Annotated in this window: 22 protein-coding genes and 1 tRNA gene; 16 read left to right on the top strand and 7 right to left on the bottom strand. The window is 72.8% G+C overall.

Annotated features, from left to right (window positions below; all coding sequences use genetic code 11):
- Positions 1-59 precede the first annotated feature (59 nt).
- Both ACFVTF_RS14670 and ACFVTF_RS14665 read right to left on the bottom strand, forming a co-directional pair.
- Positions 60-812, bottom strand: coding sequence for a serine protease (locus ACFVTF_RS14670; RefSeq protein WP_371516860.1), 753 nt, complete (start codon positions 810-812; stop codon positions 60-62).
- Between the two features lie 107 nt (positions 813-919).
- Entirely contained in the window at positions 920-1,798 is an 879-nt protein-coding gene (locus ACFVTF_RS14665) for a serine protease (protein ID WP_371516859.1), read from the bottom strand.
- 189 nt (positions 1,799-1,987) lie between these two features.
- Between ACFVTF_RS14665 and ACFVTF_RS14660 the strand changes: the two genes are divergently transcribed.
- Both ACFVTF_RS14660 and ACFVTF_RS14655 read left to right on the top strand, forming a co-directional pair.
- Positions 1,988-2,061: transfer RNA gene (locus ACFVTF_RS14660), tRNA-Ile, on the top strand.
- 847 nt (positions 2,062-2,908) lie between these two features.
- Entirely contained in the window at positions 2,909-3,610 is a 702-nt protein-coding gene (locus tag ACFVTF_RS14655; RefSeq protein WP_387813603.1) for a BTAD domain-containing putative transcriptional regulator, read from the top strand.
- A 17-nt stretch (positions 3,611-3,627) separates the two neighbouring features.
- On the opposite strand, the gene ACFVTF_RS14650 is transcribed toward ACFVTF_RS14655, so the two are convergent.
- Positions 3,628-5,514, bottom strand: coding sequence for a phosphatidylglycerol lysyltransferase domain-containing protein (locus ACFVTF_RS14650; RefSeq protein WP_387813600.1), 1,887 nt, complete (start codon positions 5,512-5,514; stop codon positions 3,628-3,630).
- A 319-nt stretch (positions 5,515-5,833) separates the two neighbouring features.
- Here ACFVTF_RS14650 and ACFVTF_RS14645 point away from each other — a divergent pair, with 319 nt between their 5' ends.
- From ACFVTF_RS14645 to ACFVTF_RS14630, 4 genes are all read left to right on the top strand, one after another.
- Positions 5,834-9,727, top strand: coding sequence for an amino acid adenylation domain-containing protein (locus ACFVTF_RS14645; RefSeq protein ID WP_387813597.1), 3,894 nt, complete (start codon positions 5,834-5,836; stop codon positions 9,725-9,727).
- 73 nt (positions 9,728-9,800) lie between these two features.
- Positions 9,801-10,778: a TauD/TfdA dioxygenase family protein gene (locus ACFVTF_RS14640; RefSeq protein WP_387813594.1), complete on the top strand. Its 978-nt coding sequence runs from the start codon at positions 9,801-9,803 to the stop codon at positions 10,776-10,778.
- A gap of 60 nt (positions 10,779-10,838) precedes the next feature.
- On the top strand, positions 10,839-11,651 hold the full coding sequence (locus tag ACFVTF_RS14635; protein ID WP_371516854.1) for a phytanoyl-CoA dioxygenase family protein: 813 nt from the start codon (positions 10,839-10,841) through the stop codon (positions 11,649-11,651).
- Entirely contained in the window at positions 11,651-12,754 is a 1,104-nt protein-coding gene (locus ACFVTF_RS14630) for a zinc-binding dehydrogenase (RefSeq protein ID WP_387813712.1), read from the top strand. Before ACFVTF_RS14635 ends, ACFVTF_RS14630 begins: the two co-directional genes overlap by 1 nt.
- A gap of 80 nt (positions 12,755-12,834) precedes the next feature.
- On the opposite strand, the gene ACFVTF_RS14625 is transcribed toward ACFVTF_RS14630, so the two are convergent.
- Complete coding sequence (locus ACFVTF_RS14625) at positions 12,835-14,340, bottom strand: MFS transporter (RefSeq protein ID WP_387813591.1); 1,506 nt, start codon at positions 14,338-14,340, stop codon at positions 12,835-12,837.
- Between the two features lie 43 nt (positions 14,341-14,383).
- Complete coding sequence (locus ACFVTF_RS14620) at positions 14,384-15,010, bottom strand: TetR/AcrR family transcriptional regulator (protein ID WP_387813588.1); 627 nt, start codon at positions 15,008-15,010, stop codon at positions 14,384-14,386.
- Between the two features lie 178 nt (positions 15,011-15,188).
- Here ACFVTF_RS14620 and ACFVTF_RS14615 point away from each other — a divergent pair, with 178 nt between their 5' ends.
- The 8 genes from ACFVTF_RS14615 (at position 15,189) to ACFVTF_RS14580 (ending at position 21,922) form a co-directional block, all read left to right on the top strand.
- Positions 15,189-16,142, top strand: coding sequence for an SPFH domain-containing protein (locus ACFVTF_RS14615; RefSeq protein WP_363620342.1), 954 nt, complete (start codon positions 15,189-15,191; stop codon positions 16,140-16,142).
- Positions 16,143-16,151: 9 nt separating this feature from the next.
- Complete coding sequence (locus ACFVTF_RS14610; protein WP_063347470.1) at positions 16,152-16,379, top strand: hypothetical protein; 228 nt, start codon at positions 16,152-16,154, stop codon at positions 16,377-16,379.
- 37 nt (positions 16,380-16,416) lie between these two features.
- Positions 16,417-17,061 carry a GPP34 family phosphoprotein gene (locus ACFVTF_RS14605; RefSeq protein WP_387813584.1) on the top strand — a complete coding sequence of 215 codons (645 nt, stop codon included), beginning with the start codon at positions 16,417-16,419 and terminating at the stop codon, positions 17,059-17,061.
- A 268-nt stretch (positions 17,062-17,329) separates the two neighbouring features.
- The gene (locus ACFVTF_RS14600; protein ID WP_387813581.1) at positions 17,330-18,232 is read left to right on the top strand and encodes an ABC transporter ATP-binding protein; all 903 of its coding nucleotides are present in this window, start codon (positions 17,330-17,332) and stop codon (positions 18,230-18,232) included.
- 48 nt (positions 18,233-18,280) lie between these two features.
- Positions 18,281-19,054 carry an ABC transporter permease gene (locus tag ACFVTF_RS14595; RefSeq protein ID WP_387813578.1) on the top strand — a complete coding sequence of 258 codons (774 nt, stop codon included), beginning with the start codon at positions 18,281-18,283 and terminating at the stop codon, positions 19,052-19,054.
- Positions 19,051-20,334, top strand: coding sequence for a sensor histidine kinase (locus tag ACFVTF_RS14590; RefSeq protein ID WP_387813710.1), 1,284 nt, complete (start codon positions 19,051-19,053; stop codon positions 20,332-20,334). The genes ACFVTF_RS14595 and ACFVTF_RS14590 overlap by 4 nt, the downstream gene beginning before the upstream one ends.
- Positions 20,335-20,338: 4 nt before the next feature.
- The gene (locus tag ACFVTF_RS14585; protein WP_387813575.1) at positions 20,339-20,989 is read left to right on the top strand and encodes a response regulator; all 651 of its coding nucleotides are present in this window, start codon (positions 20,339-20,341) and stop codon (positions 20,987-20,989) included.
- Between the two features lie 24 nt (positions 20,990-21,013).
- Positions 21,014-21,922 carry a 1-aminocyclopropane-1-carboxylate deaminase/D-cysteine desulfhydrase gene (locus ACFVTF_RS14580; protein ID WP_387813572.1) on the top strand — a complete coding sequence of 303 codons (909 nt, stop codon included), beginning with the start codon at positions 21,014-21,016 and terminating at the stop codon, positions 21,920-21,922.
- A gap of 50 nt (positions 21,923-21,972) precedes the next feature.
- On the opposite strand, the gene ACFVTF_RS14575 is transcribed toward ACFVTF_RS14580, so the two are convergent.
- Positions 21,973-23,514 carry an LCP family protein gene (locus tag ACFVTF_RS14575; protein ID WP_387813569.1) on the bottom strand — a complete coding sequence of 514 codons (1,542 nt, stop codon included), beginning with the start codon at positions 23,512-23,514 and terminating at the stop codon, positions 21,973-21,975.
- A 120-nt stretch (positions 23,515-23,634) separates the two neighbouring features.
- Positions 23,635-24,099 carry a MarR family winged helix-turn-helix transcriptional regulator gene (locus tag ACFVTF_RS14570; RefSeq protein WP_387813566.1) on the bottom strand — a complete coding sequence of 155 codons (465 nt, stop codon included), beginning with the start codon at positions 24,097-24,099 and terminating at the stop codon, positions 23,635-23,637.
- A gap of 105 nt (positions 24,100-24,204) precedes the next feature.
- Here ACFVTF_RS14570 and ACFVTF_RS14565 point away from each other — a divergent pair, with 105 nt between their 5' ends.
- On the top strand, positions 24,205-25,230 hold the full coding sequence (locus ACFVTF_RS14565) for an NADP-dependent oxidoreductase (RefSeq protein ID WP_387813563.1): 1,026 nt from the start codon (positions 24,205-24,207) through the stop codon (positions 25,228-25,230).
- A 353-nt stretch (positions 25,231-25,583) separates the two neighbouring features.
- A complete protein-coding gene (locus ACFVTF_RS14560; protein ID WP_063347462.1) occupies positions 25,584-26,078 on the top strand; it encodes a DUF3145 domain-containing protein in 495 nt (164 codons plus the stop codon).
- Positions 26,079-26,098 lie beyond the last annotated feature (20 nt).

Here is a 26,098-nt window from a genome sequence, read left to right as displayed (position 1 = left end):
GGGCGACCGCCTCCGGAGCTGGGTGGTTGCCCCCGGGTTCGGGCGACTGCCTCGCGGGTTCAGGCGGTCGCTTCCCGGTAGAGCGCGGAGACCCGCTGGTCGAAGGTGACGCTGTAGGAGGTGCCGGCCGTCTCGCCGCCCTCCTGGTAGCCGCCGATCACGCCGACGACCGCGCCGCTGTCCGTCACCCACGGGCTGCCGCTGGTGCCGTCGGTGTAGCCGTCGCAGTCGAAGCGCTCCTGGGTCGGGCTCTGCGAGCGGGTCCTGGCCGCGCAGGTGATCGGCTCGTCGCGCTCGTTCGGGTAGCCGGTCACCGAGACGGCGAGCCCGAAGCCCTGGCCGGTGGCGATCGGGTTGCCGCCGACGGCGTCCTCGACCTGCTTGCCGCCGACCGTGCCGACGGTGACGAAGGCCACGTCGTACTCGGGGTCGTCGTCGTCCGCCCAGCGCGGGTCGACGGTGATCGACTTCACCGGCCAACTGCCGTACGGGATGAAGCCGTTGCGGTAGCCGGGGGTGAACACCAGGCCGTCCAGCAGGCCGATCCGGCGGTTCTGCACGCAGTGCGCGGCGGTGACCAGCAGGTTGTGCCTGGGGCTGCGGACGACGCTCGCCGTGCAGGCCCGGGGGCCCTGCGCGGTGCGGACCGAGAGGGTGCCGATCCGGTCGCGGGTGTTGCTCTGCTGCGCGACCTCGGCGGCGGGCGCCTGGTCCTGCTCGCCCCCGTCGCACGCGGTTCCGGCGGCGAGCAGCAGGGCCGCCAGCGCGACCGTCCGTGCGGCGCGCGGGGGCCGTGCCGGGCGGGGGGCCATCGGGGCTCCGTCTCGTTCCTCGGGGCGGGCACCGGGTCCGTGCGTTCCGCCGTTCGAGAGGAAGATCTATCAGGCCGTGCCCGGCGGCGCCACTGCCGCCCCTCCGGTCAGCCGGTGGCCCGGTCGTAGAGCGCCTGGACGCGGTCGCCGAAGTAGCTGCTGTACGAGGTGTCCGGGCTGTCGCCGCCCTGCTGGTAGCCGCCGATCACGCCGACCACGGTGCCGGTCCTGGTGCTCGGGTCGAAGTCGGTCACCCAGGGGCTGCCGCTGGTGCCGCCGGTGTAGTCGGGGCAGTCGATCCGCAGCTGGGTGGAGCTCTGCTCGGTGGTGTTGTTGGCGCAGGTGATCGGGACGTCGCTGGTGCCGGGGTAGCCGGTGATCCGCACGGGCAACTGGTAGCCGAGGCCGATGCCCAGCTTGTTGGCGCCGAGCACCTGCTGCACCTGCTGCCCGTTCTGGGCCTGGACGACCGCGAAGGCGACGTCCACGTCCGGGTCGGCGTGGTCCTTCCAGCCGTCGTCGACGGTGACGGCGATCAGCGGCCAGACGCCGCTGGGGGTGTCGCCGTTGCGGTAGCCGGGGACGAAGACGAGGTCGCTGCGCTGGCCGAGTTGGGGGTCCCAGACGCAGTGCGCGGCGGTGACGATGAGGTTGAGCCCGGCGCTGTCGACGACGCTGGCGGTGCAGAAGTGGTCGCCGTCCGCGTTGCGGGTGAAGACGGCGCCGACCAGGCCGTTGAGCACGGTGGCCCTGGCGGTGCGGGTGACCCCGGTGTGCCTGGCGACGGCGCCCCTGAGCCGCTGCCGGCTCCAGCCGTGGCCGCCGCCGGAGGCCGGGGCGGATCCGGAGGGGCGGGCGGAGCGGGTGGCCGGGGCCGAGCTGACCGTCGGAGCGCCCCCGCCGGGCCCGGCCGAGGTGGTGCAGCCCGCCGCGGCCAGCAGTACCGCGAGCGCCCCGGCCGCGGCTCCCGTCCCACGTGTCGTCATCCGTCCAGGCTGCCCGTGCGGCCGTCCGGGCGCCACCCGAACTGCGCAATCAGGACAGGCGCACGCCTGTGCGTACCCGTGCGCGCCCCCGGCGCGCACCACGGGTGATCGACCGGCTATGCTGCGCGGGACGTCCTTTCGGGGCCGTCTGCTGCTGCCGTGGTCGACGACCGGCGCACGCGGCGAACCGGGGCGGTAGCTCAGCCGGTTAGAGCAGGGGACTCATAATCCCTTGGTCGTGGGTTCGAGTCCCACCCGCCCCACCTCGAACAGCCGTCAGGGCATGAGTAAAAACGATGCCCTGACCTGGCAAAACGTGCAGGACTTCGATCGGAACTGTAGAGCATGAGGCGCCCCGCCGGTCTGGCGCCGCGCCGAGATTCACCCGCCAGTGGACATGACGAGTGGTTCGCCCCCGGGCTGTCGGCAGCGTCCCGGCCGAGTGGTGCCGTCCGCCCACCGAGCGCAGCCAGGCCGCGCCGTTGCCCTCCTGCGGAGGGGGCCGTGATGGGCGGGCGGGTCAGGAACGTCTTGAGTTTCCGTCAGGGAAGTCGACCGGTTCCAGGCCCGGGTGTGGACTCCCAAGTGAACCTCGAATCCGTGGAATTCCTTTATCAATGAGCGCCATCCGGAAATCTGGCAGTATGTCTGGTTCTTCGACTATTGCTCGAAATTCGCCCGTCAGTCATGGATTCAAGCGGAATCTTTGCGTCCGAACCGGCGGTCCGGAGTTCCTCCCGCCGGGGCCGGGGTTGCCCATCCGGCGCGTGATAGGGTCCTGAATTCATGACCCGGCGCATACCAGGCCGGGTCGGCTTGGGGGAATCCAGGTGGCCCGGTGTCCTCGGGTCGCCATCGGAAATTCGGGCGCGCCGGCGGGGGACGCATGCGTGAAGGTGTGCAGTCGTCAACCTGTGCCGGGGGCTGTCGGCGCGACTTCTGCTTTCTTCACACACCATGCCCGGACTCACCGGACCATCGGTTCTGAGGATTCCGGGTCTTCTGACCGGGGGGATGAGAAGAATCGTGTACTTTCGCGTTCTCGGAGCACTTGCAGTGGAGACGGACGGCGGGACGCCGCGCACTCCGCAGGCGTTGAAGCTCCGGGCCTTGCTGGCGCTGTTGTGCCTGAACGACGGCCGCCCACTGTCCGCGTCGCAGCTCATCGACTCCCTCTGGTCGGGGGCGCCGCCGCGTACCGCGTCCACCGCCTTGCAGGTGTACGTCTCCCGGCTCCGCAAGCATCTGGCGGGTGCGGGCTTCGACGTGTCCGGGCTGCTGACCAGGCCGCCCGGCTACATGATGGAACTCGCCCCGTTCACCCTGGACCTGCACAGCTTCGAATCGCTGTGCCTGCGCGCCGGGGAGCTGCGGGCGGTGGGCCGGCTGGAGGAGGCCTCGGAGCTGCTCTCCCGGGCACTCGGGCTGTGGACCGGCCCGGCGCTGGCGGACCTGTCCACGGTTCCGGCATTGCAGAGCCTGGGCCACCAACTGGACGAGAAGCGGTCGGCAGCGCTGGAGGAGCGGGCCGAGACGGAACTGCTCCTGGGACGGCACAAGCCGCTGGTCGGCGAGCTCTACGGGTTGATCGACGAACAGCCGATGCGGGAGACCTTCCACGGTCTTCTCATGCTCGCGCTGTACCGCAGCGGCCGGCCGGCCGAAGCCCTCATGATCTACAACCGCATCCGGCGCGTCCTCATCGACGAGATCGGCATCGAACCGGGGCCCAGGCTGCGGCAGTTGCAGCAGTCGGTCCTGGCCCGGGACGCCGGCCTCGAAGAGCACACACTCGCCCATCTCGCCTGCTGAACGGGCTGACCGCATCCCTACGGCTCGTCCGGCCCCGCGACGCGCTCCGCTCGCGGGGCCGGACGAGCCGTACCGGCTCCCGCCCCCGCGAGCCCCTGCCGCAGCGGCTTGCGGCCCCACCGGGGTCGGCCGAGGGTGATGAAGGCCTCCGCCTGCATCGCCGCGAGCCCGATCCGCGGCAGATCGCGGGTGTGCGGGAAGACCAGGAAGCGCGGCACCCACTCCGGCTGGAACTTCGCGTTGAACTTGTACAGCGACTCGATCTGGAACCAGCGCGAGAGCAGGACGAGCAGCCCTCGCCAGGCCCGCAGCACCGGTCCCGCGCCGAGCCGTTCTCCCCGGGCCAGGGCTGAGCGGAACATCGCGAAGTTGAGCGAGACCCGGCGTATCCCGAGGGCGGGCGCCGCCTGGAGAACGGCGACGATCAGCAGCTCGTTGAGGCCGGGGTCGGCGGCGCGGTCCCGGCGCATCAGTTCCAGCGAGATTCCCTCGGGGCCCCAGGGCACGAAGTGCAGCACGGCGGCGAGGTCGTCGGCATCCGGCCTCCCGCCCGCCTCGTCCGATCCGACGTCCGGGGAGTGGTGTGCGGTGACCACCACGCAGCCGGTGTCCTCCGCGTCGCCGAAGCGGCCGAGGGCGGTGGAGAAGCCCCGCTCGATGTCGGTGCCGCGCCAGCGGGCCGCCGCGGCCGCGATCCGCGCCCGCTCCGCGTCGTCGAGGTCGCGGACCCGGCGGACCTTGCAGGAGTAGCCGTTGCGCTCGACGCGTTTGACCATCTGGCGCACATTGCGCATGACCCGCCCGCTCAGCGAGAAGTCGGCCGTGTGCACGACCGCTTCGTCACCCAGCTCCAGGGCGTCCAGTCCCGCTTCGCGCGTCCACACCTCGCCGCCGGTTTCGCCGCACCCGATCACGGCGGGCACCCAGGCGTGCCGCCTGGCCTCGTCCATGAACGCCTTGATCGCTCCGGGCCAGGCCTCGACGTCGCCGATGGGGTCGCCGGAGGCGAGCATCACACCGGACTCGACGCGGTAGGCGATGGCGGCCTTGCCGGTCGGCGAGAACAGCACGCTCTTGTCGCGCCGCAGCGCGAAGTACCCCAGCGAGTCGCGTTCCCCGTGCCGTTCGAGCAGCTCACGCACCCGGGCCTCGTCGTCCGCGGAGAGCTCCGCCAGCGGTTTCTCGGGCCGCAGGAACAGGTAGGAGGTGGTCAGCAGGGTGATCAGACCGAGCGCGCCGAGTGAGTAGCCGACCAGGTCCGCGACCCGATCCGAGGTGTAGCGCACCGGCCCCTCGACTCCGACGAGCCCGTACGCGGTGTGCCGCAGCCGCTCCTCCAGCGAGGGCGAGCCGGCCTCGTAGTCCGGGTGCACATTGGTGATCAGCAGCCCCAGCACGAGGGAGACGCCGCCCACCGCGACGAAGCTCAGCAGCGCTCGCCAACGGGTGCGCGGGTCGGACAGCGCGTAGAACTCCCGCCGGTACAGCAGCACCACCAGGAGCAGCGCGAACGACATCACACCGGTGGCGGTGGTGTGCCACCGCAGGAGGTGCAGCAGCCCGCCCACGGGGAGCAGCACGACCACCGCCCGCCAGGCCCGCCGCTTGCGGCGGCGCAGCGCGTGCGCCAGCAGTACGAGCAGCACGCCGACCATCAGCGAGCCGACCGCGGTCACCGTGGTGGTGCCACCGGGCAGTTGACCGGCCAGCAGGCGCACCCGGCTGTGGCGGAAGCCGGGGAAGACGGCGGCCGCGAGGTCGATCAGCCCGATCAGCAGGCAGGCGTACGCGGCGAGGGCGGGGACGCGCGGCCGGGGCGCCGGGGTGGTCAGGTCGCGAAGGATGTGCGCTGCCGGGCGACGACTCGTTGCCGGATCCGGGCGGGGAGGCGCTGGATTGTTCATAGAGCGCGAATCTAAAGCCGGATCAGGGGATTTCAGTCATCCTGGAGAATGATATCCGACGGGATTAAGGGGCGCTTTAGCGGGGTGAAATGCAAGTGGCGTGCATGTGGAGGTTTAGCGCCCGCGCCTAGCATTCTTCTCGTAGTGGGGTCAGGCGGGGCCGGGTTGTCCGGTCGGGACCGCGATGTGCTTTTCTTCCCGTTGCTTCCCGAATTTCCCGTGTGTCCTCCGCATTCTGTCCTTTTATTCGGTGGGAACCCGCCGGCCGGTGCGCACCATGAGGAGTGTGAGAGAAGTGTCAGGGTCAGGATCCGGCGACATGCGCCTTCCCGTGTCAACGGCCCAGCGTGAGATGTGGCTGGCCGAACAGGTCGATCCGACCGCTCCGCAGCAGCGCGTCGGTGAATACCTGGAACTCCACGGGGCCATCGACCGACGGGTCTTCGAAACGGCGATGCGGCAGGCCGTCGCGGAGGCCGTCCCGATGCACGCCGTGTTCGTCGAGGAGGACGGTGAGCCCCGGCAGCGCGTGACCCCCTTCTCCGACTGGGACTTCCCGGTCCTCGACGTCTGCGGCGAACCGGACCCCGCGGCCGCCGCGCTGGCCTGGATGCGGGCCGACCTGTCCCGCCGGATGGACCTTTCCCGAGGGCCGCTCTTCTCCTACGCGCTGTTCAGCCTGGGGCCGGATCGCAGCTTCTGGTACCTCAGCGCCCACCACGCGGTCGCGGACGGGCACACGGGCGCGCTGATCGCCCAGCGGGTGTCCGAGCTCTACGCCGCGATGACCGCGGGACTCCCCCGGCCGGCCGGCCGGTACGGGGCCATCCGGAAGATGCTGGCGGACGACGCGGACTACCAGGCCTCCGACCGGGGCGCGGCGGACCGGGCGTACTGGACGACCCGGTTCGCGGACGGACCGGAAGTCGCCACCCTCGCCTCCCAACCGCCGGGCGGGCCCGCCGCGCAGGGACAGGCCAGTCACACCGGCAGCCTCTCCGTAGCCGAGACCGAGCAGCTCAAGGCCGCCGCCCGCTCGGCCCGCACCCACTGGTCCGTGCTGGTGATCGCCGCCGCGGCCGCCCAGGTCCACCGGCTCACCGGCGCACAGGACGTCATCCTGAGCCTGCCGATGGCCGCCCGCACCGACGCCGCGGCGCGCACCACGCCGGGGATGTACTCCAACGCCCTGCCCCTGCGCGTCACGGTCCGCCCGGACCTCACGCTGCACGAGCTCGTCCGTGAAGTCGCCGGTGGATTCCGGGAGATGATCCGGCGTCAGCGTCACCGCGGTGAGCGCCTGGGGCGCGACCTCGGCCTGCCGGACACGGGGCGCTACCGGACCGGTCCCATGGTCAACATCATGGCCTTCGACTACGACCTGCAGTTCGCCGGTCGGCCCGCCACCGCCCACCACCTGACCCAGGGGATCGTCGAGGACCTGTCGTTCACGGCCTTCGACCGCGCGGACGGCCTGGGGCTGCGCATCGATCTGGTCGCCAACTCGGCCCGCTACGAAGCCGACGAGCTGGCCGCGCACCACGCGCGCTTCCTGCGCCTCCTGCGCGCCTTCAGTACGGACCGGGACATGCGGGTCGGCTCCGTCGATCTGCTCACCGAGGGCGAGCGGACCCGGTTGCTCACCGAACTCGGCGGCCCCGAGCGCGAGTACCCGGAAGCCGGCCTCACGGAGCTGTTCGCCCGGCAGGCCGAGGACACCCCGCACCTGCCGGCCGTGGTCTCGGCGGAGACCACGCTGACCTACCGGGAGCTGGATACCGCCTCGAACCGGCTCGCCCGGCTCCTCATCTCGCGGGGCGTCGGGCCCGAGCGGATCGTCGCCGTCGCGTTGCCCCGCTCGGCCCTGCTCGCCGTTGCCGTCCTCGCCGTCCTCAAAGCGGGCGGCTGCTACCTCCCCGTCGATCCCGAATATCCCGCCGAGAGGCTGTCGTTCATGCTGAGCGACACCGTGCCCGCCGTCGTGCTGACGACTGTGGACACGGCCCGGCGGCTGCCGCACACGGACGCCCCCCGGCTGGTCCTCGACGAGTCCGGCACCCTGGGCGAGCTGGACCGGTTGGCCGGCACGGGGATCGACGACGAGCAGCGGCCGGGCCGGCTCGACCCGGCGCATCCCGCGTACGTCATCTACACCTCGGGCACCACCGGCCGGCCCAAGGGCGTGGTGATGCCGGGGCGGGCGATGGTCAACCTCCTGTCGTGGCACGACGAGGCCTTCCCCTCGGCCGCCGGGGCCAGGATCGCCCAGTTCACCGCGCTCAGTTTCGACGTGTCCGTGCAGGAGATCCTGTCCGCGGTGCTGTTCGGCAAGACCCTGGTGGTGCCGGCCGAGGAGGTCCGGCGCGACCCCAAGCTGCTCGCCGCCTGGCTTGACGCGGAGTGCGTGAACGAGCTCTTCGCCCCCAACCTCGTCCTGGAGGCCCTGTGCGAGGCGGCCCTCGACCAGGGGTGGACCATCCCGTCGCTGCGGGTCCTGGCGCAGGGCGGTGAGGCGCTCACCCCGAGCCGCCAGGTACGCGAGTTCGTGCGGGGCAGCGCCGGGCGCCGGCTGCACAATCACTACGGCCCGAGCGAGACCCACCTGGTGACGGCCCACACCCTGGCGGCGGACGTCGACGAGTGGCCGCCCGCCGCCCCGATCGGCCGGCCGATCCCCAACATCAGGGCGTACGTCCTGGACGCCGGCCTGCGCCTGGCCCCGGAGGGGGTGCGCGGAGAGCTGTACCTCGCCGGGGCCGGGGTCGCCCGGGGCTACCTGAACCGCCCCGGACTCACCGCCGTACGGTTCGTCGCCGACCCGTACGGGCCGCCGGGCAGCCGGATGTACCGGACCGGGGACGTGGTCCGCTGGCTGCCCGACGGGCAGTTGGAGTACCACGGCCGGTCCGACGACCAGATCAAGGTCCGTGGATTCCGGATCGAGCCCGGCGAGATCAGGGCGGCCCTTGCCGCCTGCCCCGGTATCGTCCACGCCGAGGTGGTGGCCCGCGAGGTCAGGCCCGGGGACCGGCGGCTCGTCGGATACGTCGTACCGCAGACGCGGGGGTGCGACACGGCCGCGGTGCGCGAGTTCGTCCGGGCGAGGCTGCCGGCCCACCTGGTGCCCTCGGTCGTCGTCGAGCTGGCGGAGCTTCCGCTCACGCCGAACGGAAAGCTGGACCGCCGGGCGCTGCCCGAGCCCCGGCTCACCGGCGGCGCACCGGCCCGCGAACCGGCCACCGAGCAGGAGCGGGTCCTGTGCGGCCTCTTCGCCCAGGTACTGGAGGTGCCCGCGGTCGGTGTCGACGAGAACTTCTTCGACCTCGGCGGGCACTCCCTCCTCGCCGCCCGCCTCGTCGCGCGGATCAGGGCCGCGCTCGGCACGCCGCTGGAAGTGCACGCCCTGTTCGAGTCCCCGAGCCCGGCCGGGCTCGCACGGCGGATCGCGGACCCGTCGTCCGGCGCCGCGCCGCAGTCCCTGTTGCCGTTGCGCGCGGAGGGCTCCCGGCCCCCGCTGTTCTGCGTCCACCCGGCTGCCGGAATGGGCTGGCCGTACGCGGGGCTCCTGCCGCACCTGGGCCCCGACCAGCCCGTGTACGCGCTCCAGGCGCGGCGCGGCCCCGGGGAGGCGCCGGGCTTCCCGGCCACCGTCGAGGACATGGCCGCCGACTACGTGGCACAGATCCGTGCGGTGCGCCCCGGGGGCCCCTACCGGATACTCGGCTGGTCCTTCGGCGGGCTGGTGGCCCACGCCATGGCCACCCTCCTGGAGCGCGAGGGCGAGGTGGTCGACCTGCTCGTGATGGTGGACTCCTATCCCGTGGACGACCGGCTTCGGGCCGACCTGCCCGGGTTCAGCGAGGACGAGTTCGACCGCACCCTGCTCCAGTCGGTCGGCGACGACGATTCCCTCCTCGGGGACGACCGGGCCCGGGCCGAGCTCCGCGACGTCTACCGCAACGACCTCGACCTGATGGCCGGGTTCAGGCCCGGCAGGTTCCACGGCGGACTGCTGTTCTTCCGGGCCGCGGAGTCCGACCCCGGCGACCCGTACGAACCGGGCCGCAGCACCGCGGCGGCCTGGGCGGGCCACATCGGCGGCGCGGTCGAATCCCACGACGTGCCGGCCACCCACCACCGCATGATGCGGCCGTCGGCCCTGGCGGAGATCGGGCCGCTCCTCGCCGCGCGGCTGCGGTCCGCGGACGCGTAACGGCCCCGCCCCGAGGCGACGGCCCCACCAACCCCGGCGCACCCGCGCCCCGAGGACCAGGAGGTCCACCGAAATGACGACCACCCCGACCCACCCCGAGCACACGGGCGTCGACGCCGAGCTGGCGGAGGTGCGGTCACTGGCCCGCCGTGGCATCGAGGGCCGGACGGACTATCACGGCCCCCGGCTCCTGCGCAGGCTCGCGGAGGGCCGGCAGGGCGGCCCGTACGAGCACTTCGAGGTGCGTCCGTCGGGACCGCTGATCGGCGCCGAGATCCACGGCATCGACCTGCGCACCCCGCTGAGCGACGAGGTGTTCGGCGAGCTGGACCGGGCCCTGCTCGAATGGAAGGTGCTGTTCTTCCGCGACCAGGACCTCACCGCCGAGCAGCAGCGGGCCTTCGCGTGCCGGTGGGGCGCGATCGAGGGGCACCCGTTCCTGCCGGCGGGTACCGGCGAGGACGTCGTGCGGCTGGAGAAGGGCAAGCAGAACCCCGGCTTCGAGAACGTCTGGCACTACGACTTCCCGTGGATCGAGCGCCCCCCGCTCGGCGCCGTCCTGCGCATGGTGGAACTGCCCGAAGGGGGCGGCGGCGACACCCTGTTCACGGATGCGGCCGCCGCCTACGACAACCTCCCGGACGAGGTGAAGGCGCGCATCGACGGGCTGAAGACGGTCAACGACTTCACCCCGTCGGCCAACTACCGTGAGCTGATGACGGACGAGCAGCGGGCGCACTTCCAGGGGGTCTACCCGCCGGTGGAGCACCCGCTGGTGCGCACCCACCCGAAGACCGGGCGCAAGACGCTGTTCCTGACGTCGATCTTCACCACCCACATCGCGGGCCTGCCGGCGGACGAGAGCGAGGAGCTGCTGGCCTACCTCTTCCGCCAGCTGGAGTACCCCGAATACCAGGTGCGCTTCCGCTGGGAGGCGAAGTCGATCGCCTTCTGGGACAACCGGGCCGTGCAGCACTACGCCACCTCGGACTACCACCCGAACCGCCGGGTCGTGGACCGGACCGCGATCGCCGGCGACCGGCCGTTCTGACCTGAGCACCCGGTCCGGCACGCCCCGCACCCGCCACTCACGTCATACGGAGGAACACCCATGCATCTCAGCGAAGAACAGATCGCCCGGTACCACGAGGACGGGTTCCTCCTCGTGGAGTCCGTGCTGGACGACCGGGAGGTGGAACGGCTCCGGGCCGCGTTCCAGCGCGACTGCCGCGTTCACGGTCCGCAGGTGATCAGGGAGGAGTCCCGGGACGAGGTGCGCGCGGTGTACGCCTCGCACCACCGGCAGCCCGAGTACGCCGGGCTGATCCGGGACCCCCGGATGCTCGCGCCGGTGCGGCAACTGCTCACGGACGACGTGTACGTGTACCAGCTCAAGATCAACGCCAAGCCGGCGTTCGGCGGCGAGAAGTGGTCCTGGCACCAGGACTACGTCGCCTGGCGCCTCGCCGATCGGCTGCCCGCCCCGCTCCAGGTCAACGTCGGCGTCTTCCTCGACGCCGTCGACGAGTTCAACGGCCCCATGATCTTCGTGTCCGGATCGCACCGCCACGGCCCGGTGCGCGGCAGCCGCTCGGCCGAGGCCAAGTCCGCCCAGCACCTGGACCCGGAGGACATCGCGCTGACTCCCGACCAGCTCTCCACCCTGGTCGCCGAACGCGGCATGGTCAGCCCCAAGGGCCCGGCCGGCTCTCTCGTCTTCTTCTCGCCCGAGATCGTGCACGGCTCCGCACCCAACATGTCACCCTTCCCACGCCGACTGCTCATCGCCACCTACAACGACACCGCCAACCTGCCGAGCTGGACCGGTGAGCCGCGGCCCGACTACGTCGTGTGCCGGGACACCGAGCCCCTGCGCATCCTCGACGCCCCCTTCCTCGACGCCCTCGAAGGGGTGTCGGCGTGATGCGCGGGAAGGCCGTCGTCCTGGAGGAGTTCGGCCGGCCGCTCGCGCTGCGGGAGTACGAGGTCCCGCCCGCCCCGGTCGGGGGGATGCTCGTCGCCTGCCGCCACGGCGGGATCTGCGGCACCGACCTCCACCTCCAGCAGGGCCACCTGCCGATCCCCACCCCGCTGGTCCTCGGCCACGAAGGCCTCGGCACCGTCCACGAGCTCGGTCCGGGCGCCCCCGGGCACGACGCCACGGGAACCGCACTGAAGACCGGCGACACCGTGATGTGGGCGTCCTCGATCGCCTGCGGCTCCTGCGTCCCGTGCCGGCTGCACCGTGAGCCGACCCTGTGCGAGAACCGCCGCACCTACGGGGTCAACCGCTCCACCACCGACGGCCCCGAGCTCTCGGGCGCCTGGGCCGAGTTCATCGTGCTGCAGGCCGGTACGACCGTCGTGAAGCTGGACGACGGCATCGACCCGCTCGCCGCCATGTCCCTGGCCTGCGCGGGGCCGACCGTGGTGCACGCCCTCCTCGAACGCAGGCCGGTGCGCCTCGGCGAGACGGTCGTGGTCCAGGGCAGCGGTCCGGTGGGCCTCGCGGCCGCCGCGTTCGCCCGGCTCGCCGGGGCTGCCAAGGTCATCCTCGTGGGCGGTCCCGACAGCCGACTGGCCCTCGCGGCCGCCGCCGGCATCGGCGACGTGCACCTCGACATCACCGCGCCCGGCGACGCCGAGGCCGTCCTGGACCGGGTCCGCGCGGAGACCGGAGGAGCCGGGGCCGACCTCGTGATCGAGTGCGCGGGCGTGCCCGGGGCGGTCGCGCAGGGCCTCACCCTCGCCCGCCGGGGCGGCTCCTACCTGGTCATCGGCCAGTACACGGACGCGGGCGACACCCTGTTCAACCCGCACCAGATCGTCTACCGGCAGCTCGATGTCGTCGGATCCTGGGCGTTCACCGGCGCGCACCTCGTCGAGTACGTACGCCTGCTGCCCGCCCTCACGGCCCGCTTCGACCTGGCCAGCCTGGTGTCGTCCTACCCGCTGCACGACCACGGGACCGCGCTCGCGGCCGTGGCGGCCGGTTCGGTGATGAAGGCGGTCCTCACGAACCCGTAGGTGTGTGCGAGGTGGTACGCGTGCGGAGCCGCCGGACCCCGTCCGGCGGCTCCGCACGCGTTTCGGCGGCCGGACACGACCTAGTGGGGGGTCGCCGTCGGAACGGCGTCGGCCTTCTCGGCCTCGGTGTCGCCGGACCCCGTACTGCCGTTCTGCTGCCTGGCGTTGATGAGGAGGAAGGCGACGGCCGCGGCCACGGCGAGGATGCCGACGGCCCACCAGATCGCGGTGGCGTAGCCGTGCACGGCCGCCGCGTTGGCCAGCTTGGCCGGGTCGGCGCCGGAACGGGCCTTCTCGGCGAGCCAGTTGGTGGTGGCACCGGCCGCGATGGTGTTCAGCAGGGCGGTGCCGATGGAGCCGCCGACCTGCTGGGAGGTGCTGACCATGGCGGAGGCCACGCCGGCGTCCTGCGGCTGCACGCTGCGGGTGGCCAGGCTCATGGCGGGCATGAACGCCGTGCCCATTCCGAGGCCGAGGAGCACCTGTGCGGGCAGGATCAGGCCGACGTACGAACTGTCGACCTTGATCTGGGTGAGCAGCGCGATGCCGAGGGCCGAGGTCAGGAAGCCCGGACCCATCAGGAGCCGGGGCGGCAGCCGGGTCATCAGCCGGGTGCCGATCTGCGTCGACCCGGTCACCATGCCGACGATCATCGGCAGGAAGGCGAATCCGGTGCGGACCGGCGTGTAGCCCTTCACGACCTGCAGGTAGTAGGTCAGGAACAGGAAGAGCCCGAACATGCCGATGACGGCCAGTCCCAGGGAGAGGTAGATGCCGCCCCGGTTGCGCTCGGTCACCACCCGCAGCGGCAGCAGGGGGGCCGGGGCCTTGCTCTCGACCAGGACGAACACGCCGAGCAGGACCACCGAGGTGATGAAGAGCGCGACGGTGACGGGGGCGGTCCAGCCGTCGGACTCGGCACGGGTGAACCCGTACACCAGCGACAGCAGGCCGGCGGTGGCGAGGACGACACCGGGGAGGTCCAGCCGGGCGCCGTTGCGGGCGCCCATCGGCTCGCGCACCACGGTGACGGCGCCGAACACGGCCGCGACGGCGAACGGGATGTTGACGAACAGCGCCCAGCGCCAGTTCAGGTACTCGGTCAGCGCACCGCCCATGATCAGGCCGACGGCCCCGCCGGCACCGGAGATCGCGCCGTAGATCCCGAACGCCTTCGCCCGCTCCTTGGGTTCGGTGAAGGTGACCGCGAGCAGCGAGAGCGCGGCCGGGGCGAGCAGTGCGCCGAACACGCCCTGCAGGGCGCGGGCGGCGAGCAGCATCCCGGGGCTGACCGCGAGGCCGCCCAGCGCGGATGCGCCCGCGAAGCCGAGCAGGCCGATGATGAACGCGCGTCTGCGGCCGGTGAGGTCGGCGATGCGGCCACCGAAGAGCAGCAGGCTGCCGAACGCCAGCGAGTAGGCGGTGATCACCCACTGCCGGCTGCCGTCGGAGATGCCGAGGTCGTGCTGGGCCGAGGGCAGGGCGATGTTCACGATGGTCGTGTCGAGCACGACCATCAACTGGGCGATGCCGATGAATAACAGCGCTTTCCAGCGCTGTGGGTCCGACTGGGCGGTTGCGGGCATGACGCCTCTCAGTTGGCCGGGCGGCAGGGGTGGGCGGAGCTGCTCAGGGCGCCTGTTCCAGCGAGGGCAGCAGGGTGGGCAGCAGTTCGGCGACCACGTCGACTGCGGCGCGCCACGCTTCGTCGCTGCCGGGTCCGCCCGGGGCGGTCCGGGCGAGGATGCCCTCGCGGGAGGCGAGCAGGAACATGGCGAGGCTCTGCGCGTCGACGCTCGTGCCGTGGCGCTCCAGCAGGCGGGCGAGGGCCCCGGTGACGGCCTTGTCGTGTTCGTGGAGCCGTGCGCTGAGCTCCGGGCTGCGGGCCGCATCGAGCCGGAACTCCAGGAAGAGCAGGATCCAGCCCCGTTCGTCGGGGTCGACCGCCAGGAGCAGTTCCCCGATCCGTCGGGCCGCCCCCGGAGCCGGATGCTGCAGCAGGCCCTCCAACTGGTCGAGCCGGTGCGCGGAGTGATGGTCGAACAGCGCGAGGACGAGGTCCTGCTTGCTCTCGAAACTGGAGTAGAAGGCCCCCCGGGTGTACCCGGCCGCCGCGCACACGTCCTCGATGGTGGTCTTCGCGTACCCCTGCGCGACCAGCACCTGCCCGGCGGCGTCGAGCAGCCGGGCACGGGTGTGGGCACGCCGGCGGGGCGGGCGGCCGGAATCGGTGGAAGCAGTCTTCGATGGAGCCACGCGGGAACGATACATCATGTATTTAATACGCCGCGTATCAAACTGTCGTATCGCCGACCGGAGTTGACGGTGGGGTCGCCTGCCCGGCGGATGCGGCCGAGCCCCTGGCGCGGTGCGCAGAAAAAGTGATATCACTTTGACAGCTGGATCGGAAACACTCGCTGGAGGAGCTGGTCTCATGGCCACACCGCGTTCTGCCGTCGACGTCGAAGGCGGCCCCGTCCTCGACCTTCCGGCCCCCAAGATCACCGAGCGGGTCATCACCGGTGCCGCGGGGCTGCCGGTGCTCGGAGGGACGCTGCTCGGCCTGCTCGCGGGGATCGGGGCGACCATCGCCGGCGGTCTCCAACTGGCCGGCGGGTCCAAGGCGCTGGGGATCACCCTGCTGACCGTCGGGCCGCTGGCCGTCCTGGGCGCGCTGCTGCTGCTGTGCGGGCTGACCGTGGTCTCGCCCGGCCAGGCGCGGGTGGTCCAGCTGCTCGGCCGCTACCGCGGCACCATCCGCGCCGAGGGCCTGACCTGGCTGAACCCGTTCACCAGCCGCCGCCGGATCTCCACCCGGATCCGCAACCACGAGACCGAGACCAACAAGGTCAACGACGCGGACGGCAACCCGATCGAGATGGCCGCCGTGGTGGTCTGGCAGGTCGAGGACACCGCCAAGGCCGTGTTCGAGGTGGACGACTACAGCGACTTCGTCGCCATCCAGACCGAGACCGCCGTCCGGCACATCGCCAGCAGCTACCCGTACGACGCCCACCGCGAGGGCCAGTTGTCGCTGCGCGACGGCGCGGAGGAGATCAGCCGGATGCTCTCCGCCGAGATCGCGGCCCGGGTCGTCTCGGCCGGGGTGCGGGTCGTCGAGTCCCGGATCACCCGGCTCGCCTACGCGCCCGAGGTCGCCCAGGTGATGCTCCAGCGCCAGCAGGCCGGGGCCGTGGTCGCGGCACGGCGGCTGATCGTCGAGGGCGCCGTCGGTATGGTCGAGGAGGCGCTGGACCGGCTCGCCGAGCGCGACGTCGTCGAACTGGACGAGGAGCGCAAGGCCGCCATGGTGAGCAACCTCCTGGTGGTGCTCTGCGGCGACCGGGGCACCCAGCCCGTCGTGAACACGGGCTCCCTCTACCAGTAAGGCGCGGCGTTGGCGACGGAGCGGAAGAAGATCCTGCTGCGACTGGACCCGGCGGTCCACGACGCACTGGCCCGGTGGGCCGCGGACGAGCTGCGCAGTGCCAACGCGCAGATCGAGTTCCTCCTTCGCCGTGCCCTCAGCGACGCGGGCCGGATGCCCGGCGACGCGGCCCGTCTTCCCCGGCGCGGCCGACCGCCCAAGGAGAACCCGGAGACCGGCGGTTCCGACGCCGGGTGAACGGGCCCATCCACCGTCCATCTGCTTGGAGTCCATCGTGGACCTGCCCATCACCCTGCCGGAGAAGCTCTACCTGCTCGCCTACAACCCCGAGCGCGAGCGGCTCACCGCCACCGCCAGGCTCGACCTGGTGCTGCGGGCCGCCGCGCTCGCCGAACTCCTGCGGCGCGCGCTGATCCGCGACGACGGCCGGCACCCGGCCGCCGTCGACGGAGCGTCGGCCGACGGCCTCGACCCGCTCTCCGCCGCGATGCTGGAGCAGATCCGGCAGGGCCGGCGGCGCACCTGGCAGAGCTGGGTAGGCCGCCGCCAGGGCCCGGCGGCCCGCGCCGCGCGGGTGGTCCGGGACGGGCTGGCGGCGTCCGGGCGGATCCGGCTCGAACAGCGCCGCGCGCTCGGACTGTTCCCGTGCACCCGGGTCGTCCTGCCGGAGCAGCGGGTGCGCAAGTCGCTGGTGGCGTCGGTGGGTTCGGCGCTGAAGGCGCCGCTCAGCCGGGTCGACCCGGCGGACGCCGCGCTGGTCGCGCTGGTCGACGCGGCCAGGCTCGGAACCGTCCTGCCGTGGCGCCAGAGCCGCGAGTTCCGCACCCGGATCGACAAGCTGGCCCCCGCCGCGGGCCCCGTCCCGCGTGCCCTGCGCCGGGCCATCAACACCCGCAACGCCGACGCCGCGGTGGTCTGACCCAGCCGGTGTGATCCGAACGAGAGGCCCGGTCGCCGACACGGCGGCCGGGCTTCCCGCGTTCCGGGCCCGTGTCCGCGCTCGTGCTCGCGTCTGCGCCCATGCCGCGCCCGCGCCCCATCCACCGATCGGTTGATCCGCCCTCCACCGCGCCCGCCCGCAGCTCTGACCGGCCGGTCGATCCGCGGCCGGGGCCCCGCGCGGGAAGCTCGTCGCAGGCCGGAAGAACCGGCCGGACCGGCGGGGACGAGCGGGAGGGAGCGGCGCGATGGCCGTGATCGAGGTGGCGGGACTGTGCAAGGCCTACGGGCGGCGCCAGGTGCTGGAGGGGGTCTCCTTCGGCGTGGAGCGCGGCGAGGTGTTCGGCCTGCTGGGGCCGAACGGCGCGGGCAAGACGACGGCCGTGGAGTGCTGCGAGGGCCTGCGCCGGCCCGACGCGGGGACGGTCCGCGTCCTCGGCCTGGACCCGGTGAAGGACGCCCACCGGCTGCGGCCGAGGATCGGCATCCAGCTCCAGCAGGCCCAGTTGCAGGGCGCGCTGCGGGTCGGCGAGGCGCTGGAGCTGTACGCCGCGCTCTACCCGGACCCCCGGGACTGGCGCGAGCTGCTCGACGAGTGGGGGCTCGCCGACCAGCGCCGGACCCCGTTCGACAAGCTCTCCGGCGGCCAGCGCCAGCGGCTGCTCATCGCCCTCGCCCTGATCGGCAACCCCGAGGTGGCCTTCCTGGACGAACTGACCACCGCGCTCGACCCGCAGGGCCGCCGGGACACCTGGGAGCTGATCCGGCGGATCCGCGACGAGGGCGTGACGGTGGTCCTGGTCTCGCACTTCATGGACGAGGTCGAGGCGCTCTGCGACCGGGCCGCCGTCCTCGACGGCGGACGGATCGTCGCCACCGGCACCCCCGCGGAGCTGATCGCCCGCTCCGGCACCGGCGGCACGCTCGGCTTCCGCCCCAGCGGGCCGCTGGACACCGCCCGGCTGGCGGCCCTGCCGGGGGTCACCGGGGTCGAGGAGCGGGACGGCCGGGTCGAGGTCTCCGGCGTCGGGGACTTCGCCGACGAGGTCACCGGCCTGCTCGCCCGCGAGGGGATCGTCGTCACCGGGCTGCGGATCCGCGAACACAGCCTGGACGACGCCTACCTCGCCCTGACCCGCCACGACGCCTGAGCCGCCGTCACCACGCCCGCCGTCACCACGCCCGAGGGGACCACCACCGTGAACCGCACCGCCCACCGCACCTCCCACCACACCGCCCACGCCGTCCGCCGCCTGGCCGTCGCCGAGGCCCGCCTGTTCCTCCGCGACCCGCTGACCGCCTTGTTCGGCCTCGCCTTCCCCGTCGCGCTGTTCCTCGTCCTCGGCTCCGTCCCGGCCCTGCGCAAGACCTCGCCCGACATGCACGGCATGAGCACCATCCAGCTGTACGCGCCGATCCTGGCCGTCTTCACCCTGCTGCTGCTCGGCCTCAACGGCCTGCCCTCGCTGCTCTCCTCCTACCGCGAACGCGGCGTGCTGCGCCGGATGTCCGCCAGCCCCGTCCGCCCGGCGCTGCTGTTCGGCGCGCTGCTGCCGCTGTACCTGGGCGTCGCCGTCGTCTCGGTGCTGCTGGTGGTGGCGGCCGGGCCGCTGCTCGGGGTGTCGCTGCCGCGTCAGCCGCTGGGGTTCCTGCTGGCCTTCCTGCTGGCCGCCGCCGCGCTGCTGTCGGTCGGCCTGCTGCTCGCGGCGGTCGTCCCGTCCGCCAAGGCCGGCAACGCGGTCGGCGCGCTGGCCTTCTTCCCGATGATGTTCTTCTCCGGGATCTGGCTGCCGCGCGAGTTCTCGCCGGCCCTGCTCAACCGGATCGGCGACTTCACCCCCAGCGGCGCCGCCGTCCAGACCCTCCAGGACGCCTGGTCCGGGCACTTCCCGCACGCCGTGGGCCTGCTCACACTCGCGGCGTACGCGGTGCTCGCGGGGGCCGCGGCTGCCAGGCTGTTCCGGTGGGAATGATCATGCGGCCACCGGCCGACGAGAGCGCGCTCGGCGACTGGTTGGACCGGTTGGACCGGCTGATCGGCCCGCTCTGCTTCGTCGCCCTGCTGCTCGCCACCGCTCTGGCCCTGCTGGTCCCCGTCCCGACCGCGCGCTCCGCGGCCGCCACCCTCCCGGTGGCGGCCGCCGCTTTCCTGTGGCTGGTCCTGCGCTCGGTGCTCGACCGCACGCCGGGGCCGGAGGGCCGCGCCCGGTACGCCGGCGCCCACTTCGTCGTCCTGCTGGCGCTGACCACCGTGCTGGTGCTGGACAACCCGATCTTCGGCTTCTTCGCCTTCACCGGCTACCTGCACGCCGCCCAGTACCTGTGGGGCCGGGCCCGGATGGCGGGCGCGGCCGCGGCCACCGTCCCCACCTCGCTCTCCCAGGTCGGCGGGGCCCTGCCCGACAGCCCGGCGGAGTTCGGCGGACTGCTGACCGTCGTCGCCTTCAACCTGATGGTGGTCGGGTTGCTGTTCGCGCTCCGCGAGGTCGCCGACCGGCTGAGCGCCCGCCGCAAGGTCGCCAACGCCGAACTCGCCGAGGCCAACCGGCGGCTCACCGAGACGCTCGCCGAGAACGCCGGACTGCACGCCCAACTCCTCGTCCAGGCCCGGGAGGCCGGGGCCGCGGACGAGCGCCGCCGGCTCGCCCGGGAGATCCACGACACCGTCGCCCAGGGCCTGGCCGGGATCGTCACCCAGCTCCAGGCCGCCGACCAGACCCGTGCCCAGGACGCCGCGGCCGCCGAGCGGCACCAGGCGAACGCGGCGGCCCTCGCCCGGGAGAGCCTGACCCAGGCCCGCCGGGCCGTCCACGCGCTGCGCCCGATCGAGTTGGAGCGGGCCGCGCTGCCGGAGGCGCTGGCGGAGCTGGTCGACCAGTGGCGGGAGCGCAACGGCGCCGCCGCCGGGCTGACCGTCACCGGCGAGGCCCGCCCGCTGCACCCCGAGGTCGAGGTGACCCTGCTGCGGATCGCCCAGGAGTCGCTGGCCAACGCCGCCAAGTACGCGCGGGCCTCCCGGGTCGGCGTCACCCTCTCGTACATGCCCGACCTGGTCACCCTGGACGTCCGGGACGACGGCGTCGGCTTCGACCCGGCCGCCGAGCCCGCCTCCCGGGCCACCGGCGGCGGTTACGGCCTGGACGTGATGCGCCGCCGCGTGCAGCGCCTGGCCGGGCGGCTCGACCTGGAGACCGAACCGGGCGCCGGCACGACCGTGTCCGCGACCCTGCCGGCGATCAGCATGGAGGAGTAGCACCGTGAGCGACGCGACGACGATCAGACTGCTGTTGGTGGACGACCACCCGGTGGTCCGGGACGGGCTGCGCGGGATGTTCAGCGCCGCCCCCGGCTTCGAGGTGGTCGGCGAGGCGGGGGACGGCGCCGAGGCCCTGGTCCTGGTCGCCGCGCTGCGCCCGGACGTGGTGCTGATGGACCTGCGGATGCCGCGGATGGACGGCGTCACCGCGATCCGCGAGATGGCCGAACGCGGCCTGCCCGGGCGGGTCCTGGTGCTCACCACCTACGACACCGACGCCGACGTGCTGCCCGCCGTCCGGGCCGGCGCGACCGGCTACCTGCTCAAGGACGCGGCCCGGGAGGAGCTGTTCCACGCCGTCCGGGAGGCCGCCCGCGGCGCCTCGGTGATCGCGCCGACCGTCGCCGCCAAGCTGCTCGGCCAGGTCCGCGCGCCCGTGCGGGAGCCGCTCAGCCCGCGCGAGCTGGAGGTGCTGGAACTGGTCGCCTCCGGGGCCACCAACCGGGAGGCCGCGGCCCGGCTGTTCATCAGCGAGGCCACCGTGAAGACCCACCTGATCCACGTCTACGCCAAGCTCGACGTCAAGGACCGCGCCTCCGCCGTCGCCACCGCCTACAACCTGGGGCTGCTCACCCCGACCGGCCGGTCGTAAGACCGACCGGTCTAAGCTGGCCGGGTGCTCGAACCCGCCCTGCTGCCGACCCCGCTGGTGGACTGCACCGACGAGGTGTTCGCGCGGGCCGGGGTGGAACTGCGGCTCAAACGGGACGACCTGCTGCACCCGAGCGTCCCGGGCAACAAGTGGCGCAAGCTCGCGCCCAACCTGGCGGCCGCCGTCGCCCAGGGCCACACCCGGCTGCTGACCTTCGGCGGGGCGTACTCCACCCACCTGCGGGCGGTCGCGGCGGCCGCCGGGGCGCTCGGCCTGGAGAGCGTCGGGCTGGTCCGCGGCGAGGAACTGGCCGACCGGCCGCGCAACTGGTCGCTGCGGGCGGCCGAACGGGACGGGATGCGGCTGGAGTTCCTGACCCGCGCCGAGTACCGGGAGGCCACCGGCCGCGCCGACGCCGGCCCCACGGCCGGTCCGCAGGGGCGCTGGGGCCCCTGCCTGGTGCTCCCGGAGGGCGGCTCCAACGCGCTGGCCGTGACGGGCGCGGCGGCGATCCCGGCCGAACTGCCCGACCTGGGCGGGCACGACGTGGTCTGCTGCCCGGTCGGCACCGGCGGCACCCTGGCGGGCATCGCGGCCGGCCTGCCGCCGGGCGCGCGGGCGCTCGGCGTGGCCGTGCTGCGCGGCGGCGAGGGCTACCTGGAGGGCGAGGTCACCCGGCTCCACCGGGCCGCCCACGGCCGGGAGTTCGACAACTGGCGGATCGACCACGCGCACCACGGCGGCGGCTACGGCAAGGTCCCGGCCGAACTGGCGGCCTTCGCCGAGCGGTTCGAAGCCCGGCACGGCATCCCGCTGGAACGCCGCTACGTGGCCAAGCTGCTGGCCGCGCTGACCGGCCTGGCCGCGGCCGGAGCCTTCCCCCGCGGCACCCGGCTCACCGCCGTCGTCACCGGCCTGCCCGACCCGGAGTAGACCCGGACCCTAGTGGACCCGGAGCCGGAGCGGGCAGGCCCCGGAACGGCTCATCCGAAGGTCAGGTCGGCGCACGGGTCGGTGTCGGCGCCGCGGGTGTTCTCCGCTATGCCGGTGGGCACCCCGCTGGGCACGCCGCTCGGGTCGGCGGTGGCGGGGGCGGAGGGCTTCGCGCCGGGGCCGCTGCCGACCGCGTCCAGCTTGGTGGCGGGGTTGGGCCGGTAGTCGCGGCCCAGGGTGACGGTGATGCCCTCGGAACCCGGCTCCTCGACCGCGCGCGCCCCCGGGAAGAGCGCGGCCACCTGGTCGGCGGCGCCCTTCAGGGCCGGGTCGTAGCTGATCTCGGTCTGCAGCCGTCCGCCGGCGGGCTTGCCGAGCGTGACGTTCTGGAAGCCCCGGGCCCGCAGCGCCTCCCCGCCGGAGGTGGACAGGCCGGGGGTGCCGACGCCGTTGACCACCAGCACGGGGGCCGCGGCCTGCTCGGGCGTGAGCGGCGCGGCCGGGCCGGCCGTGGCTCCCGGGGTCGCGCCGTCGGGGCCGGGGGCGGTGGGGGAGGGCGCCGGGGTGTCGGTGCCGGAGGTCTTCTGGCCGTCCAGGGTGCGGTCCTCGCGCAGTAGCCGCCACAGCGTGTTGGCGTCCGGCTGGACGAGCTGGACGCGCTCGCCGGCGAAGCGCCAGGGCGCGGTCACGAAGGTGATGTCGGACAGCTTGATGTCCTGGAGCGAGCGGGCGAAGTCCACCAGCTTCATCGCGGTGCCGAGCCCCTCGTCCACGGTGAGCGAGCGGGTGGCCGCGTCGGCGAGCGGGAGCAGCGTGGGCAGGGAGAAGCCCTGGTCCTGCACCTTCTTGATCATCGAGGAGACGAAGGCCTGCTGGCGCTTCATCCGCCCGATGTCGGAGTTGTCGCCGAAGCCGTAGCGGGCCCGCAGGTAGTCCACGGCGGGCTGGCCGGAGAGCTTCTGCATGCCCTTCTGGAGGTGTATGCCGTGCGAGTCGACGTTGTTGGGGACGCAGACGTCCACGCCGTTGATGGCGTCGGCCATCGCGGCGGCGCCCTTGAAGTCGACCACGATGGTGTGGTCGATCCGCAGCCCGGTGAGCGTCTCGACGGTGTTCTGGGTGCAGGCGGGGTTGCCCTTGGGGAACTCGCCGATGGTGAAGGCCGAGTTGAACATCTGGTTGGTCCGGGGCGTGGTCCAGGTGCCGCTCGGCAGCTTGCAGGACGGGATGGTGACCAGGGTGTCCCGGGGTATGGAGACGCCGACGGCGTGCTTGTGGTCGGCGTAGACGTGCACCAGCATCGCGGTGTCGGAGTGGCCGACGCCCTCGTCGCCGCCGCCGATCGCGCTGTTGCCGTCGTCGCGGGTGTCCGAGCCCAGCACCAGGATGTTGACCGGCAGTTGGGCGCCGGGGGTGACCGGGGCGGGCGCGGGCGGGCGCTCGGTGGCGACGCCGCCCGGGTCGAAGGTGGTGATGTTGTTGTCCAGCCGGTGGTAGAACCAGGCCCCGGCGCCCACGACGGACAGCACCAGCACGGCGGCCAGGCCGATGGCTGTCCGCAGGTAGCGGCGCCTGCGCGTGCTGCTGCCCATCCTCCGTGTCCCCCCGTCTTTCCGTCTCTCGTGTTCGATGTTCGAACATTAGACGTTTCGACGGGCGGTTCGGTTACCTCCGGCGGTGGCCCGGATTTCGCTCCGGGGCTGTGATGCTGGTCACGCTCCGGGGCCGGAGGCGCCGGTGAGCATCCGGCGGAGCAGGTCGCGCAGGACGGCCCGCTCGTCGTGGCCGAGGGCGGCCAGCGGCTCGCGGGCGAAGTTCAGCGATTCGCGCAGTTCCTCGGAGGCGGTGGCGCCGGTGCCGGTGGCGGCGACCAGCTTGACCCGGCGGTCCTGCCGGTCGGCCTCCCGGGTGACGAAGCCGCGGGCTTCGAGCCGGTCGACGATGCCGGTGATGTTGGACGGCTCGCAGCTGAGCGTCTGGGCGATCTGGCGCATCGGCATGGGGCCGCGGCGCAGCAGGGCGAGCACCTTGGCCTGGGCGCCGGTGAGCGAGCGGGCGGCGGCCGCCTCCTCGTACTCGCGATGGAACAGCGCGACCAGGTTGGCCATCAGATCGACGACCTCGCGGGTGATCTCGTCGGACTGCGGCGTGGCGGCCCGGGTCGACTGGGTGTCCATGTCCGAGAGTCTACCTGAAAAGTTGACAACATGAACCTTTCATGCCCATCGTTACTTCAGTAGCTCAACCTTTCATGCATCGGAACCACCCAAGGAGCGCCTCCCATGGCAGAGCAGGCCGCACCCGCGACCGCCCGTGAATGGCACCTCGCCGCCCGCCCCCAGGGCTGGCCGGTGCCGACCGACTTCGCCCTGGTCGAGGCCCCGGTCCGGACCCCGGGCCCGGGCGAGATCCTGGTCCGCAACGCCTTCCTCTCGGTCGACCCGTACATGCGGGGCCGGATGAACGACGTGAAGTCCTACGCCCCGCCGTTCCGGCTCGGCGAGGCCATGGAGGGCGGCGCGGTCGGCTACGTGGTCGCCTCCGGGGCCGAGGGCTTCGCCCCGGGCGACGTCGTCCTGCACGGCCTCGGCTGGCGCGAGTACGCCACCCTGGACGCCCGCCAGGCGGTCAAGGTCGACCCGGTCGCCGCCCCGCTCTCCGCCTACCTCGGCGTGCTCGGCATGCCCGGCCTGACCGCCTACGCCGGGCTGCTCGCCGTCGGCGCCCTCAAGAAGGGCGACAAGGTCTTCGTCTCCGGCGCGGCCGGCGCGGTCGGCAGCATGGTCGGCCAGATCGCCAAGCTCAAGGGCGCCTCGCTGGTGGTCGGTTCGGCCGGCTCGGCGGAGAAGGTCGCCAAGCTGGTGGACGTCTACGGCTACGACGCGGCCTTCAACTACAAGGACGCCCCGGTCCACGAGCAGCTGGCGCAGGTCGCCCCCGACGGCATCGACCTCTACTTCGACAACGTCGGCGGGGAGCACCTGGAGGCCGCGATCGGCGCGCTCACCGTGCACGGCCGCGTCGTGCTCTGCGGCGCGATCGCCCAGTACAACGACACCACCGCCCCCGCCGCCCCGCGCAACCTGGCGGTCGCGATCGGCAAGCGGCTGCGCCTGGAGGGCATGCTGGTCAGCGACCACGCGGCGCTGCAGTCCCAGTTCGTCGCCGACGTGGCCGGCTGGCTGGCGTCCGGTGAACTGCGCCACGATGAGACCGTGGTGGACGGTTTCGAGCACACCGCGGACGCCTTCCTCGACCTGCTGCGCGGCGTCAACACCGGCAAGATGGTGGTCCGCCTGGGTGGCTGACCCTCCGTCAGTTCGCCGACCGCCCCGCCGCCCCCCACCGGGGCGTGCGGGGCGGTTTGCGTACGGGCGCGGGGTGATCGGCCGCACTACCGCATTCCGGCCGGATCCGAAAGTGCGTCATCCACGGTGCGGGGCGGCGCGGTACGGTGGGTCCCGCCCGGCAATGGGGCCGTTCGGGGGAGAGATCCGGCCGAGGGGTAGACCTCGTTGAGGATTCGACTAGCATTGAGCGAAAGCCTGTCCGTTTTGCTCAATTTAGTAGCTTAATGTCGGCTAACGTGGGTAACTGTGGATCAACTGCAGGCACGAGGCAGCTGGGGAAGGCGACCCTCGTCCACAGCCTGGAGGTCCCGGTGACGACACGTGGAGTTCTCTACATCCACTCCGCGCCCCGCGCGCTGTGCCCGCACGTCGAGTGGGCCGTCGCGGGGGTGCTGGGTGTGCGGGTGAGCCTGGACTGGATCCGCCAGCCGGCCTCGCCCGGACACTGGCGTGCCGAGCTTTCCTGGCAAGGGGAGCCCGGTACGGCCTCGAAGGTGGCCTCCGCACTGCGCGGCTGGCAGCTGATGCGGTACGAGGTCACCAGTGAGCCCTGCGCCACGGCGGAGGGTGAGCGGTACAGCAGCACGCCCTCGCTCGGCATCTTCCACGCCGTCACGGGCATCCACGGCGACATCCTGATCCCCGAGGACCGGCTGCGCGCCGTCCTGCTGCGGGCCCGCAGCGAGGGGGCCGACCTGGAGGCCGAGATCTCCCGGCTGCTGGGCAAGCCCTGGGACGACGAGCTGGAGCCGTTCCGCTACGCGGGCGAGGGCGCACCGGTGCGCTGGCTGCACCAGGTGGTCTGAGCCGGCGGGCGCACGACGCG

The sequence above is a fragment of the Kitasatospora sp. NPDC057940 genome (assembly GCF_042887425.1).
Lineage (GTDB): Bacteria > Actinomycetota > Actinomycetes > Streptomycetales > Streptomycetaceae > Kitasatospora.
The sequence above is the reverse complement of the archived record's forward strand: the minus strand, read 5'-3'. Positions and strand labels throughout refer to the sequence as shown.

Coding starts and splice junctions, on each gene's coding strand:
- ACFVTF_RS14670 (WP_371516860.1), bottom strand. CDS start 812: ATGGCCCCCCGCCCGGCACGGCCCCCGCGCGCCGCACGGACGGTCGCG.
- ACFVTF_RS14665 (WP_371516859.1), bottom strand. CDS start 1,798: ATGACGACACGTGGGACGGGAGCCGCGGCCGGGGCGCTCGCGGTACTG.
- ACFVTF_RS14650 (WP_387813600.1), bottom strand. CDS start 5,514: ATGAACAATCCAGCGCCTCCCCGCCCGGATCCGGCAACGAGTCGTCGC.
- ACFVTF_RS14645 (WP_387813597.1), top strand. CDS start 5,834: ATGCGCCTTCCCGTGTCAACGGCCCAGCGTGAGATGTGGCTGGCCGAA.
- ACFVTF_RS14640 (WP_387813594.1), top strand. CDS start 9,801: ATGACGACCACCCCGACCCACCCCGAGCACACGGGCGTCGACGCCGAG.
- ACFVTF_RS14635 (WP_371516854.1), top strand. CDS start 10,839: ATGCATCTCAGCGAAGAACAGATCGCCCGGTACCACGAGGACGGGTTC.
- ACFVTF_RS14630 (WP_387813712.1), top strand. CDS start 11,651: ATGCGCGGGAAGGCCGTCGTCCTGGAGGAGTTCGGCCGGCCGCTCGCG.
- ACFVTF_RS14625 (WP_387813591.1), bottom strand. CDS start 14,340: ATGCCCGCAACCGCCCAGTCGGACCCACAGCGCTGGAAAGCGCTGTTA.
- ACFVTF_RS14615 (WP_363620342.1), top strand. CDS start 15,189: ATGGCCACACCGCGTTCTGCCGTCGACGTCGAAGGCGGCCCCGTCCTC.
- ACFVTF_RS14600 (WP_387813581.1), top strand. CDS start 17,330: ATGGCCGTGATCGAGGTGGCGGGACTGTGCAAGGCCTACGGGCGGCGC.
- ACFVTF_RS14590 (WP_387813710.1), top strand. CDS start 19,051: ATGATCATGCGGCCACCGGCCGACGAGAGCGCGCTCGGCGACTGGTTG.
- ACFVTF_RS14575 (WP_387813569.1), bottom strand. CDS start 23,514: ATGGGCAGCAGCACGCGCAGGCGCCGCTACCTGCGGACAGCCATCGGC.
- ACFVTF_RS14570 (WP_387813566.1), bottom strand. CDS start 24,099: ATGGACACCCAGTCGACCCGGGCCGCCACGCCGCAGTCCGACGAGATC.
- ACFVTF_RS14565 (WP_387813563.1), top strand. CDS start 24,205: ATGGCAGAGCAGGCCGCACCCGCGACCGCCCGTGAATGGCACCTCGCC.